The organism is Streptomyces sp. SID8374 (genome assembly GCF_009865135.1).
GTDB lineage: Bacteria > Actinomycetota > Actinomycetes > Streptomycetales > Streptomycetaceae > Streptomyces.
Genome location: NZ_WWGH01000002.1, coordinates 322050 through 335774, shown reverse-complemented (window position 1 = coordinate 335774; position 13725 = coordinate 322050). Strand labels below are relative to the sequence as shown.

The window sequence follows — 13725 nt, the reverse complement described above, 5'->3', positions numbered from 1 at the left end:
GGGCCACCACACCGCCGCCCGCCCCGAGCGCCCCGGCCGAGATGCCGGTCCGCTCTGCCCCGGCGCCCGCCCAGCCCGCTCCCGTACAGCGCGCGGTGGACGCGGGCACCGCCGCGCCCGGCAACGCCGCTCCCCCGGCCCCGGTCCGCATCCGGAACATCGGCCCGAGGCAGCTGGGCGAACGAGGTCCCGCGACGCCGCCCACGGCCACGCCTTCCCTCGGTACCGAGGCGCTCCCGCCCACCGTCCAGCGGTCGCGCACCCTGCTCTCGGGCAGGGCTCTGAAGGTCAGCACCGGTTCGGCCGAAGGGTTTTCGGCGGCCCCGACGACAGCGGCGGCAGGCGGCTCCACGGCACGCCCGGTCGTGGCAGCCACCTGGCGCCGCGACGTACAGCAACCACAACCAGGCCCCGCGAACACGCCGAACGCCCGGAGCAGCAGCCCTCGGACCGGCAACGCACCGGCCGGCGACACCCGGACCGGGGAGCGCCGGACGTCACCGGGTGCGACGCCCCGGCGCAACGCACCCCGCACCCGGCCCACCGAGTCCGCGCCGTCCGGTTCGCCGCAGCAGCTCCGTACCTCCGGCCCGGCTCCGATGTCTGCCGCCCCGACGCCCGGCGCCACCGTCCAACGCGCCGCGCACGCCACATCCGCCCCCGCACCCGCACCCCGGCACACCACCAGCAACGCCCGCAGCCCGCAAGGCACCGCTGCCGCCCCCAAGGCCGCCCCCGGGCAGAACGCGCCCAAGGCCCAGCGCACCACCAGGAGCGCCACCGCCCCGGCCAAGAACCGGCCGTCCGCCATCGGGGGCGTGCTCCAGCGGCTCGTACAGCGCCGTCCGGTACGGGACGCGGCGGCCACCACCCCGCCGTCGCCCGGCCCCGACGTCCGAACGCCAGGGCAGACAGTGCAGCGGGCCTCATCGGCACCGGCCCCCAGCACCGCCCCCGCCGACCACCACAGCGGGCACACCACGCACGGCGGGCACACCACCCACACGCCCCAGCGGCCCACCACCCGCCCGGCATCCCCCGCACACACCTCACCGCCCACCATGCCGCCCACGGCCTCCGCAGCGCCCACGGCACCCCCGCAGGCGACCCCGGACCCCCGCCCCGTCCCGGTCGTCCGCCCCCACCCGCCCGTGGCGACCCCGCCCGGCGCCACCGTCGTACCCGTCCAGCGGATGCCCCTGCCGGTCGTGCCCGACCCCGCAGGCCCCCCGCCCGCAGGCCCGGCGCCCGGCGGCGACGCGCCCCCGGTCGGCCCGCCGGCCCTCTCCGTACGGGTTCCACCACGCCCGCACCCGTCGCCCTCCGCACCGAGCGGCACCACCACCCCAGGGCAGCCCCCGACACAGGCCCAAGTGCTGCAACGCGCCGCCGCCCAGGCCGGCATCACCGGCGTCCCCGTGAAGGCGGTCCCGCCGAAGGGCACGCAAAGCGGCACGCAGAGCGGCACGCCCAGGCCCGTTCAGCGTGCGGGCGGCGACCCGTCCGGCTTCGCGCCCACCGCCGAAACGTCGACGGAGAACGCGGCGAGCACCGCGAGCCGCATCTCCGGAGCCGAGATCGAGGAGCTGGCCCGCCGCCTCATCGACCCCGTGAGCCGGCTCATCCGCGCCGACATGCGCCGAGGGCGTGAGCGCGCCGGACGGCTCCACGACGGCCGCCGCTGACAGCGGCTCCCCCAGCACCTCCCGTAGGAATCAGCAGAGAAGAAGAGACACGGCATGACGGACAACATCTTCGCGACGAGCGTGTTCTTCAAGCTCGTGATCGGCGGCAGCGACCTGGGTGCGTTCCACACCTGCTCGGGTCTGGGCGCCGAGGTCGAGATGGAGACGTACGCCGAGGGCGGCAACAACGGCTTCACCTGGCAGCTGCCGGGCCGCATCACCTGGACCAACATCACGCTGACCCGCCCGGTCACCGCCGACACGATGAAGATCGCGCGCTGGCTGAACGAGACCATCCAGCGGGTGGAGCCCAAGGACGGCGAGATCGTCGCGCTACGGCCGGATCTGAGCCGGATCATCAGCTGGCAGGTGCAGGGCATCGTCCCCGTGCGCTGGCAGGGCCCGTCGTTCGACCCCGCCAACTCCCAGGCGGCGATCGAGACGCTGGAGATCGCGCACGAGGGCCTGGAAGCGTCCTGATGACCCATCACATCACCGGCCGGGAACAGGAACACCGGGAACGCCAGGCACACCAGAAAGGAGGAACGCCATGTCACCCGCTCTCCGTGCGAGCCGTGCGCGCGCCCAACTGACCATCATGGAACCGCCGTCGACCGTCGGCGCCAAGCCGGGCGGCCGACTCGCCCAGCTCACCCTCCAGTTCAACCCCTCGAAGCTGTCACTGAGCAAGAGCACCGAGTGGCGGCGTACTCCGTCCCGGATGGCCGGGCAGTCCGCGCTCCCCGAATTCGTCGGGAGCGGGCCCCGCTCGCTCTCCCTGGAGGTCTTCCTCGACGCGACGGCCACCCACGACAACTCCGTGGAGAAGGCGGTGGAGCAGCTGATGATCGCCTGTGTGCCCACGCCGACCAGCCTCGCCCGGAAGACGCCCGCCAGCCCGTGGGTGCGGTTCGACTGGGGGACGTCGAGGACGACCTCGTTCGACGGCGTGCTCTCCAACCTCTCCGTCTCGTACACCCTGTTCGACGTGGACGGGAAACCGCTGCGCGCCACCTGCTCCCTCTCCATCGAGGAGGCGAGCGTTGACCCCGCCGGCCAGAACCCCACCTCGGGTTCGAAGGAGGCCCGGCGTACGCACCGGGTCGTGGCCGGGGACAGCCTGCCGCTGCTCGCCTGGCGTGAGTACGGCGATGCCACCGCCTGGCGGACGATCGCGCACGCCAACGACATCGACGACCCGATGCGGTTGATCCCCGGCAGTGAACTCCTGGTGCCCGGACTGGAAGACCACCTCGCGGAGGGCGGCCGATGAGCCCCGCCTCCCCGGGGCGTTCGTTCGCCGCCGATCCGATCGTGGAGATACCCGCCGAGCTGCCGCCGGGCTGGGCCGCCCAGCTGGTGAGCTGTGTGGTCGACGAGAACGTCGGGCTGCCGGACACGGCGGTGCTGATGTACCGGGACCCGGACCACGATCTGCTGAGCGACAGCGGGATCACCCTCGGCACCCCGCTGAAGATCTCCGTCGTCACCGTGCAGGACCGGGTCCGTGAGCGGCTGTTCACCGGTGAGGTCACGGCGATCGAGCTGGACCACGACACCACCGGCACGTTCACCGTCGTCCGCGCCCTCTCCAAGGCGCACCGGCTCCAGCGCGGCCGGAAGGTGGTGGCGTACCGCAACATGAAGACGGCGGACATCGTGCGCAAGGTCGCGGCGGGCGCCGGGCTGAGCTGCGGCAAGGTCGAGGCGGCGCCGATCACGTACAAGCAGCTGACGCAGCCCAACGTCTCCGACTGGGAGTTCCTCCAGCACCTGGCGGCCGAGAGCGGTGCGCAGGTGCGGGTGGACGACCAGGGCGTGCTCCAGTTCACCAAGCCGAAGCCCGCCTCCTCGGCCCCCTCGCCCGACACCCGGGCCGCGAAGAACCCGATGGTCCTGGAGTACGGGGACAACCTGCTCTCGCTGCGGGCCGTGGTGACCGGCGCGGACGGGGCGGGCGATGTGGAGGTGCGCGGCTGGAACGTCGACACCAAGACGCGGCTCGTGGCGCGGGAGCAGTCCGTGCGCAGCGACACCGTGACGCCCGGGATGAGCCCGTCGGTGGCGTCCGGGGCGTTCGGCGCGAGCGCCCGGGTGACCGTCGCCGACACCCCGTACCGCACCCAGGCCGAGACCACGGCCGTCGCCGGGGCGGTGGCGGCCCAGGTCAGCTCGGGGTTCGGCGAGATCGAGGCCGTGGCCTTCGGCAATCCCCAGCTGCGCGCGGGGGCTCCCGTGGCCCTCGGCAACGTCGGCCCGACCTTCTCCGGCCGCTACACCGCCACCGCCGCCCACCACGTCCTGGAACCGGACGGCGGCTACCGCACCACCGTGATCGTCAGCGCCTCGCCCGACCGCTCCCTGGCCGGGCTGACCGGCGGCGGGGCCCCCTCGCGCGGTCCGCGTATGCCGGGGCTCGCGATCGGCGTGGTCACCGACATCCGCGAGGGCAAGGGCCAACGGGGCTGGGTGCGGCTGAAGTTCCCCTGGCTGGACGACACCTACGTCACCGACTGGGTCCGTACGGTGCAGTGGGGCGGCAACGGCGGCGGCGGGGTCTTCAGCCCCGAGGTCAACGACGAGGTGCTGGTCGGCTTCGAGCAGGGGCTCCTGGACAGCCCGTATGTGCTGGGCGGCCTGTACAACGGGATCGACCGGCCCTCGGAGCATGACGTGCCACTCGTCGACAAGACCAGCGGCAAGGTCAACCGCCGTTCCCTGGTGTCCCGTTCGGGCAACCGGCTGGAACTCCTCGACACTCCGCGCGGCCCGTCCGGGGTCCGGCTGGCCAGCGGCAACAAGCGGCTCGAAGTCACTCTGGACGAGCGGAAGAACGAGATCGCCCTCACTGTCTTCGCCCCCGGCTCCAAGCGGCCGCAGAGCTCCGTGACGCTCTCCTCGTCGGGCATCACCCTCGATGCCGGTACGGGGAACGTCGAGGTCAAGGGAAGGTCGGTGACCATCAACGGCAAGACGGGCGTCACCGTGGACGGCGGACTGCTCGCCGTGCTGAAGGCCAAGCTGATCCGCATCAACTGACCCCGTAAACACATCCCCTGACGATTCCTCAATCACCTTTCACAGCAAGGAGAACCCCGGCCATGCCCCCCGCAGCCCGCTCGGGCGACAGCACCGCCCACGGCGGCGTCATCGGCACCCCGCCCCCGGGCGCGGTGACCGTGGCCACCGTGCTGATCGGCGGCCGGCCCGCGGCCGTCACCGGGAGCCTGCACGTGTGCGTGGTCCCCCCGCACGCGGCGCTCGGGCCGGGCAACGTGATCATGCCCAACCCGGCCGTGGCCGTCGGCGGCCCGGTGCTGATCGGCGGACTGCCCGCCGCCCGCATGGGAGACAAGACCACCTGCGGCGCGCCGATCATCAGCGGCGCGCCGAACGTCCTGATCGGGGGCCCGATGTGAGCGGCGACGGATACACCGGAAACGGCGGTGGATACACCGGGACCGGAAACGGCGGCGGATACATCGCGCGCGGCAGCGGCTTCATCGGGCGCGGCTGGGGCTTCCCGCTGCGGACCGGTGCGACGGGCGGGATCGCCCTGGTGGAGCGGGACAAGGAGATCGAGGAGGCCATCGGGCTGATCCTCGGTACGGCACCGGGTGAGCGGCCGATGCGGCCCGAGTTCGGCTGCGGCATCCACGACTACGTCTTCGCGCCCGGTGACGGCGCGACGGCCGGGCGGATCGCCCAGGAGGTCCGTACGTCCCTGGAGCGCTGGGAGCCGCGCATCGAGGTGACGGACGTGGTGATCGCGTTCGACGCGATCGAGGAGGGCACGCTCTACATCGACGTGCGCTACACCGTGCGGGCCACCAACGACCTGCGCAACCTGGTCTTCCCGTTCTACACGATCCCGTCCGAAGAGGGCTCCTCGGAAGCAGGTGTGCGCTGATGGTCCTGCCCTCCCCCAACCTGGACGACCGGCGCTTCCAGCAGCTCGTCGACGAGGCCAAGCGGTACGTCCAGCAGCGCTCCCCCGAGTGGACCGACCACAATGTGTCGGACCCCGGGGTCACGCTGATCGAGACGTTCGCGTACATGGTCGACCAGCTGCTGTACCGGCTGAACCGGGTGCCCGACAAGAACTACGCGGCCTTCCTCGACCTGCTCGGCGTGACCCTGTTCCCGCCGACCGTGGCCCGCGCCGAGGTCGACTTCTGGCTCTCCGCGCCGCAGCCGGAGACCGTGCACCTGTCCGCCGGTACGGAGGTGGCGACCGCGCGGGGCGAGGCCGAGGAGCCGGTGGTGTTCACCACCTCCGAGGACCTGCCGATCGTGCCGAGCGAGCTGGTCCGGCTGGTGACCGCGCCGAAGACCGGCGACCAGACCGACCGCACCGGGCCGCTGGGCGCGGGCAAGGACATCCCGTGCTTCTCGCCGCGCCCGGAGCCGGGGGACGCGATGCTGTTCGGGCTGCCCACCGCCGTACCGCGCTGCATCGTCGCCGTACGCCTGGACAGCCGGGTGGAGGGCGTGGGTGTCGACCCGCGTCAGCCTCCGCTCGTCTGGGAGGCGTGGGACGGGGCGCGCTGGGTGGAGTGCGCGACGGGTGACGACACCACCGGCGGGCTCAACCGGCCCGGCGAGGTCATCGTGTTCGTCCCGGCCGGGCACACCGCGTCCGTCGTCGCCGGTACGCGGGCGGGGTGGCTGCGCTGCCGGGTGACGCCGCCCGAGCCGGGCCAGCCGTTCTACTCCGAGTCGCCGACGATCCGGGAGGCCGAGGTCTTCACGGTGGGCGGCACGGCCGCCGTCGAACACGCGGAGACCGTCGTCGACGTGCCCCTCGGGGAGTCGGAGGGCGTCGCCGGGCAGCGGTTCTCGGTGAGCCGGGTGCCGCTGCTGATGGACGGGGAGCCGCCGGTGGTCCAGGTGTCGACCGCCGAGGGCTGGCAGGTCTGGACGCCCGTGGAGCACTTCGGCGCCTCCTCGCCCGGTGACCGGCACGTCCGGATCGACGCGGTCTCCGGGGAGTTCGCGTTCCCGCCGGAGGTGCGGGAGCCGGACGGCACGATGCGCGCGTACGGCGCGGTCCCGGAGAAGGGCGCCCAGCTCCGCGTCCCCCGCTACCGCACGGGCGGCGGGTCGGCCGGGAACGTGGCGCGGGGTGCGATCTCCGTACTGCGCAGCTCGGTCCCGTACGTCGCGGGCGTCGACAACCGGGAGGCGGCGGCCGGCGGCGTGGACGGGGAGACCGTCGAGAACGCCAAGGTGCGCGCGCCCAACATCCTGCGCGTGCAGGAACGGGCCGTCACCGCACGGGACTACGAGGTCATCGCCCACGAGGCGGCCCCCTCCCTGCGCCGGGTCCGGTGTCTGCCGGCCGTCCCGGGCGAGGCCGGTGCGGTACGGGTCCTGGTGGTGCCGGACGCGGTCCCCGACGAGGGCGGCCACCTGCGGTTCGAGCAGCTGATCCCCTCCGACCAGGTGTTGGCGGCGGTGGCGGAACGCCTGGACGAACGCCGTCTGGTGGGCACCCGGCTCGTCGTGGAGCCGCCCGCCTACCAGGGCGTCACCGTGGTCGCCCGGCTGGTCGCGGCACCGGCCGACGTGGACCGGGTGCGCGCGGAGGCGCTGGAGGCCCTGTTCCGCCACATCGACCCGCTGCGGGGCGGTGCGGACGGTGCGGGGTGGCCGTTCGGGCGACCGGTGCAGTACGGGGAGGTGTTCGCCGTGCTCCAAGGGGTGCGGGGCGCCGGGCTGGTCGAGGACGTCCGGCTCTTCCCGGCCGACCCGATCTCCGGGCGGCGCGGCGGCGCGGTGGACCGGATCGACGTGGCTCCGGGCGCGCTGGTCTTCTCCCACCAGCACCAGGTGATCGTCACGGCGAGCGGGCCGGGTGAGGGCGTATGAGCCGGGCCGCCGTCCCCGGGCTGCCCAGCCGCTACCCGATCGGCGAGCTGCTGCCCGCCCTGTACGCCGACGACGACCTGGCCCAGCGCTTCACGGCGGGCCTCGACACGGTCCTGGCGCCGGTCCTGTCCACCCTGGACAACCTGCCCGCCTATTTCGACCCGGCCCTGGCCCCGGCCGACTTCCTGCCGTGGCTGGCGACCTGGGTGGGCGCGGGCATCGACCCGGCCTGGCCGCCGGAGCTGCAACGGGCCGTGGTGGCCCGCGCGGTGGAGCTGCACCGGTGGCGCTCCACCCGGCGCGGCCTGGTCGAACACCTCCGCCTCTGCTTCGGCGTGCACGCCGATGTACGGGACGGCGGAGGCGTGGCATGGTCGTCCGAGTCCGGTACGGAGCTGCCTCCGGCCCCGACCGGTGAACTGCTCGTACGGGTCTGGCCGGTGGCCCCCGGGGTCACGGTGGACGAGAACCGGGTCCTGGACGTCGTCACGGCCTCGTGCCCCGTCCACCTCACCTGCCGGGTGGAGATCCTGCCGGGCCCGCCCGAGCAGGCGCCCGGGACGACCGTAGAAACGGAAGGCTGACGCGATGCGCTCGTGTCCGGCGTGCGGTACGGCGAACCGCGAGGACGACGACTTCTGCGGCAACTGCGGGTCGTACCTGGGGTGGTCGACGGAGCCTCGACGCGCTTCGGCGACGCGGGAGCCGGAGCCCTTTCCGGAACCGGAACCGGCGCCCGAACGTGCGCGGGAGCCGGAGCGTACGCCCGCGCCCGAACCGGGACCGGAGCCGGAGCCGGAACGGCGGTCGGCCCCGGAGCCCGAGCCTGCGCCGGAGCCCGTACGCGAGCGCCGTGCGGCACCGGACCCCGTACCCGCTCCGTCCACGGAACCGGCACCACCGACGGCTTCAGCAGAACCGACGGCACCCACGGCTTCAACAGCCCCGGAGGCACCGGCACCCCCGACCACCGCGCCCGCCACCCCCTCCGCACCGGCCGCACCCCCCACCCCGCCCATCACGCCCCCGCGCCCGGCGGCGGACCCGGCGCCCCCCGCGACACCCCCACGCCCGCCCCGGCCGCGCACCGCGCCGACGGCTGCCCGGCCCACCCCCGTAGCACCGCAACAGCCACCGCGACCCACCCCCGCTCCGGCTCCCGCTCCCCCGCCCGTACGCCCCCAACTCCCCCCGCAGCCCGCCCCCGTACGCCCCGCTCCGCCCGCCACGCCGTCCCGGGCGGAGCCCCCGGCCGAGGCGCCCGTCGGGGCAGTCCAGCCCGCGAAGCCCGTGGCGCGGCGGCCCGTCGTGCGGCCGGTGGAGGAGGACGAGGCGCCGGACGGGCCGCCGTGCCCGTCCTGCGGTACCCCGAACCTCCCCGGGCGCCGGTTCTGCCGCCGCTGCGCGACGCCTCTACAGGCCAGGGAGGGGTCCGCGCCCCTGCCGTGGTGGCGCACGGTGTGGCCGTTCCGCCGCCGGGTGCGGGTCCGGTCGGGCCGGGCGCTGCGGCGCGTCCTGCTGATCCTGGCGGTCGTCGGGCTGCTCTTCGTGGGCTTCCTGTTCCTGCCGGCCGGGCGCGTGCTCTTCGAGGACGTACGGGACAAGCTCGGCGACACGGCGGAGATCAGCCCCTCCGGGGTGAGTGCGAGCGGTGCCGCCCCCGGTCATCCGGCAGGCGCGGCCGTCGACGGCCTGACCAACAAATACTGGGGCGCACCCGCCCTGGGCGCCTCGCTGACGTGCACCTTCGGTACGCCGTTCCGGCTGGTCGGGGTGGTCCTGCACACCGGGGCGTCCACGGAGCCCGAGGAGTTCCGGCAGGAGCCGCGGCCGGTCCGGGCGGATCTGATCGTCACCACGGAGGACGGCACGGTCCACAAGAAGGAGCTGACGCTCAACGACAAGCCGGGCGAGCAGACGGTACGGACCGGCATCAGCGATGTCGTCTCCGTCCAGCTCGTCCTGCGGGAGGCGGCGGGCCAGCGCCGGGGCCGCCCGATCGCACTCGGGGAGATCGAGTTCTTCAAGCGCACCTGAACGCCGGACGCCTGACACCGGACACCTGTCTTTCGTCCGGGTCGTCCGGGTGGTCCCGTTCAGAACCCGCAACCCGTCCAGTCCCGGAAGTGCACTCCACCCCCATAAGCGATCCCAAGATTTGCAGGGGTCACCCACTTTCGGTCACGGCCGACTTCCCTCAACGCTCAACTAGCGGTTGACTGGGCCTCACGCATGGTGACGCGTTCACCCTCGTCGGCCCGCCGACCCTGCTGCCACGACCTGGCCCCCGGTGGAGGAGAGAGGACACCGATGACCGCCTCACCTCGCACGTTCCCTCCGGGGCCCGGACGGGCGAATGCCCGGCGGCCGGTTCCGACCGGGCCGGCGCCCATGCGCGATCACCGGGAATGCGCGGTGCGCATCGCCCGTCCGTACTCATTCGACGAGGGGCAGCAATGAGCCAGATAACGTTACCGGCGTTTCACATGCCGTTCGCCAGCGCAGGGTGCAATCCGGGTCTGGAGAAAACCAGGGAAGCCGCCTGGGAATGGGCGGAAACGGAGGGACTGATTCTCTCCGTTCCGGCCCGCAGGAAGATGATCCGCACACGGCCGGAACTCTGGATCTCCCTCATCTTCCCGAAAGCGTCGCAGGACCATCTGGACCTCTTCTGCCAATGGCTGTTCTGGGCCTTCCTGGTGGACGACGAGTTCGACGACGGCCCGGCCGGGCGCGACCCCCTGATGTGCGAGGCCGCGATCACCCGCCTGGTCGACGTGTTCGACGGGGCGGCGCCGCGCGGGCCGATGGAGCAGGCGCTCGCCGGGCTGCGCGACCGGACCTGCCACGACCGGTCCCCGCAGTGGAACCGCCAGTTCCGGCGGGACACGGCGGCCTGGCTCTGGACCTACTACGCCGAGGCGGTGGAGCGGGCGGCCGGGCAGGTGCCGAGCCGGGCGGACTTCGCCAAGCACCGCCGGGACTCGGTGGCCATGCAGCCGTTCCTGGATCTGCATGAGATCATCGCCGGAATCGATCTGCCGGATTCCGCCCGCAGCCTGCCCGCGTACATCGCCCTGCGGAACGCGGTGACCGATCATTCCGGTCTCTGCAACGACATCTGCTCGTTCGAGAAAGAGGCCGCTCTCGGCTATGAGCACAATGCGGTACGGCTCATTCAGCGCGACCGCGGCTCCACGCTCCAGGAGGCCGTCGACGAGGCCGGAATTCAACTGGCACGTATTGCCGAGCGCGTGATGCGGGCCGAAAAGGAGCTGATCGAGGAAATCGAGGCGGCGGGCATCAGCGCCTCGACCAAGGCCGCTCTCGAACGCTGCGTACAGGACTACCGGGGGCTCGTGCGGGGCGACTTCGACTATCACGCACGCGCCGAGCGGTACACGCGGCCGGATCTGGTGGAGCTGGACGCCCGCAATTCGATGTCCCGGTATTTCGCCGCCTGAGAGCGGCCTGCGGCACCCGCAGCACCCCACGGCACCCGCAACAGAGGCCAGGGGCCTGGAGGGCGGAAGCGTTCCAGGCCCTGGGGCCGATCCCTCATCCCCCGAGAAGGACGATCCCCCGAAGGCCGATCCTCCGACAAGGACGATCGGATCACATCGCGACCGATCCGGAAAGAAACAGGCCCGGTCGTGAGCGATCGCATGGAAGACTGTCCCGCGCAAGCATGTCCCGGGTCGCCCCACCGGCCGGGCCGACCGCATCGTCGTGCCCCCGGTCAGCGCCTGACCGGTCGGAATGCCATGTCTTCCACCAGAGCCCCCGGGGAAATCACACGTGAGATCACAGCGAAGAATATGGACCACGGCTGCCGTCGCGACCGCGGCCGTGACGGGCGTCCTGGTGTTCCAGGGCGTCACGGGCAGCTCCACCCCCGCCGGTGACGCGGACGCCAAGTCCGCTCCCGCGGAGGCGGATGTGTACCGGACCCCGCTCAAGACCTCCGAGGACGGCACCGCCGCCTCCCTCACGCAGCGCTCCACCGAGCGGTTCAGTCTGCTCGGCGTCACCTGGACCGACCCCGCCGCCCAGGTGACCGGCCGGGTCGAGGCCCGCACCCGCTCGGCCGCCACCGGCAGGTGGACCGGCTGGCTGCCCCTGGACACCGAGATCGACGGGCGCACCGAGGCCGGCCGGCCCGGCGTCCGGGGCACCACCGAACCGCGCTGGGTCGGCCCGTCGAACGGCGTCGAGGTCCGGGTCAGCACCGCGGACGGTGCCAAGGCCGGGCTGCCCGCGGGGCTGCGGCTGGACACCGTCGACCCGGGCGGCAGCACCACCCCGCTCTCCGCCGAACCGGCCGCGTTCGCCGCGGAACCCGCCGCGTTCGCCGCCGAGGACCCGTCCGACGAGCCGACGCCGTCCGCCGAGCCGTCCTCCCCGGAGCCCCCGGCGGAGCCGTCCCCCGAGCCACCGGCCCCCACCCCGACCACCCAGTCGCCCACCCCGGCGCCCCCGATCCCCACGCCGAGCCCGACCACCGCGCCCCCGCAGCCGTCCACCTCGCCGAAACCGACCCCGACGCCGACACCGAGCGCCTCCTCGACCCCGCCGCTGCCGCCCGCACCGCCGTCCACGGCCCCGCAGCCGACGATCGTCTCGCGGGCCGCCTGGAAGGCCGACGAGTCGCTCAACAGCGAGGCGCCGGACTACCTGCCCTCGGTCAAGGCGGTCTTCGTCCACCACACCACGCAGACCAACGACTACGCGTGCGCCGACTCCCCGGCCATGGTGCGCGCGCTGCACACGTACCACGTGCAGTCGAACAAGTGGAAGGACATCGGCTACAACTTCGTGGTCGACAAGTGCGGCACGATCTTCGAGGGCCGCAAGGGCGGGGTGGACCGGGCCGTCCTGGGCGCGCACACCTACGGCTTCAACCGGGACACCGCCGGGATCGCCGTGATGGGCATGCACACGCAGACCCCGGCCTCCGGCGCCGCGACCGACGCGGTCGCCCGCCTCGCCGCCTGGAAGCTCGGCCAGTACCAGGGCAACCCCACGGGCACGGTCCAGCTGACCGCCGGGGCGGACGGCAGCAGCCTGGACCGCAAGCAGTTCACCGCCGGGAAGCAGTACCCCTTCCAGCAGATCTCCGGCCACCGGGACGGGTTCGCCACCGAGTGCCCCGGTACCAGCCTCTACAACCAGCTCCCCGCGATCCGCTCGCTGGCCGGCGCCCTGGTCACCGACACCGTCACCGGCCTCGCCATCACCTCGGTGACCGGAGCCAACGCCTCCGGCGCCACGTACCACACCAAGTCGGCGATCACCGTCAGCTGGAAGTCGGCCACCCCCGCCGCCTTCGTCAAGCAGTACGAGCTCCTCGTCGGCGGCAAGCCGGTGGCCACCGTCGCCGGCAACGTCACCTCGGCCCCGGCCACCCTCGCGGCCGGCAAGCACTCCGTGCAGGTGCGGGCCACCCACCAGTCGGGCAAGGTCACCACCTCGGCGGCGGCCACGGTCATCGCCGACCGGACGGCCCCCGCCTTCACCACCAAGCCGGCCCTCACCTTGCGCCCCGGCACGGTGGACACGGCCGCCGTCCCGCTCACCCTGACCTGGAAGGCCACCGACGCCACCGCCCTCAAGGAGGTCCGGCTCACCGCGCCCCTCGCCAGGACGTACGGCCCGACGGTCGGCACCGCCCCGCACACCGCGAAGTCCGGCGCGGCGACGGCCTGGAAGATGACGGCGTACGACCACGCGGGCAACACGGCCGCCGCCTCGGTCTCCGGCACCCCGGTCATCCTCCAGGAGACCGCCGCCAAGAAGACCGGGAAGTGGACGTCGAAGTCCTCCTCCAGCTACCTGGGCGGCAAGTCGCTCACCAGCAGCACCAAGGACGCCGGCCTGACCTGGACGTTCACCGGCCGGTCAGCCGCCTGGGTGGTGTCGCGGGCGGCCACTTCGGGGCAGGCATACGTCTATGTCGACGGCAAGAAGGTGGCCACGGTGGACCTGAAGTCGGCCTCCACCAAGTACCGGGACGCGATCTGGACGCGGTCCTGGGCGACCAGCGCCAAGCACACGGTCAAGATCGTGGTGGTCGGTACGAAGGGCCGCCCGGCCCTCACCACGGACGGGCTGGTCTATCTGAAGTAGCCGGGCCCACCTGAAGTGGGCCGCTGGACCACCGCACCGCGAG

Annotated in this window: 11 protein-coding genes; all 11 read left to right on the top strand. The window is 73.1% G+C overall.

The genetic code is table 11. The annotated features are described in order from the left end of the window. Positions 1 to 41: 41 nt before the first annotated feature. The 11 genes from GTY67_RS35165 to GTY67_RS25065 all read left to right on the top strand — a co-directional run bounded on the left by GTY67_RS35165 (position 42) and on the right by GTY67_RS25065 (position 13682). Complete coding sequence (locus tag GTY67_RS35165) at positions 42 to 1685, top strand: hypothetical protein (RefSeq protein WP_237502910.1); 1644 nt, start codon at positions 42 to 44, stop codon at positions 1683 to 1685. 54 nt (positions 1686 to 1739) lie between these two features. After that, positions 1740 to 2165: a phage tail protein gene (locus GTY67_RS25110; RefSeq protein WP_093692484.1), complete on the top strand. Its 426-nt coding sequence runs from the start codon at positions 1740 to 1742 to the stop codon at positions 2163 to 2165. A 70-nt stretch (positions 2166 to 2235) separates the two neighbouring features. Continuing rightward, the gene (locus GTY67_RS25105) at positions 2236 to 2958 is read left to right on the top strand and encodes a LysM peptidoglycan-binding domain-containing protein (protein WP_161280374.1); all 723 of its coding nucleotides are present in this window, start codon (positions 2236 to 2238) and stop codon (positions 2956 to 2958) included. Next, positions 2955 to 4724, top strand: coding sequence for a VgrG-related protein (locus GTY67_RS25100; RefSeq protein WP_161280373.1), 1770 nt, complete (start codon positions 2955 to 2957; stop codon positions 4722 to 4724). Before GTY67_RS25105 ends, GTY67_RS25100 begins: the two co-directional genes overlap by 4 nt. Positions 4725 to 4786: 62 nt before the next feature. Beyond that, positions 4787 to 5104, top strand: a complete 318-nt coding sequence (locus GTY67_RS25095; protein ID WP_093692481.1) for a PAAR domain-containing protein — start codon at positions 4787 to 4789, stop codon at positions 5102 to 5104. Between the two features lie 62 nt (positions 5105 to 5166). Next, entirely contained in the window at positions 5167 to 5595 is a 429-nt protein-coding gene (locus tag GTY67_RS25090) for a GPW/gp25 family protein (RefSeq protein ID WP_093692623.1), read from the top strand. Continuing rightward, positions 5595 to 7556: a putative baseplate assembly protein gene (locus tag GTY67_RS25085; RefSeq protein ID WP_093692480.1), complete on the top strand. Its 1962-nt coding sequence runs from the start codon at positions 5595 to 5597 to the stop codon at positions 7554 to 7556. The genes GTY67_RS25090 and GTY67_RS25085 overlap by 1 nt, the downstream gene beginning before the upstream one ends. Then, positions 7553 to 8140 (top strand): phage tail protein, encoded by a 588-nt coding sequence (locus tag GTY67_RS25080; RefSeq protein ID WP_093692479.1) that lies wholly within the window; start codon positions 7553 to 7555, stop codon positions 8138 to 8140. Before GTY67_RS25085 ends, GTY67_RS25080 begins: the two co-directional genes overlap by 4 nt. Before the next feature lie 706 nt (positions 8141 to 8846). Further along, the gene (locus GTY67_RS35160; RefSeq protein WP_161280372.1) at positions 8847 to 9593 is read left to right on the top strand and encodes a zinc ribbon domain-containing protein; all 747 of its coding nucleotides are present in this window, start codon (positions 8847 to 8849) and stop codon (positions 9591 to 9593) included. 449 nt (positions 9594 to 10042) lie between these two features. Next, complete coding sequence (locus GTY67_RS25070; RefSeq protein ID WP_161281593.1) at positions 10043 to 11020, top strand: terpene synthase family protein; 978 nt, start codon at positions 10043 to 10045, stop codon at positions 11018 to 11020. A gap of 334 nt (positions 11021 to 11354) precedes the next feature. Then, positions 11355 to 13682, top strand: a complete 2328-nt coding sequence (locus GTY67_RS25065; protein ID WP_161280371.1) for a peptidoglycan recognition protein — start codon at positions 11355 to 11357, stop codon at positions 13680 to 13682. Positions 13683 to 13725: the final 43 nt, after the last annotated feature.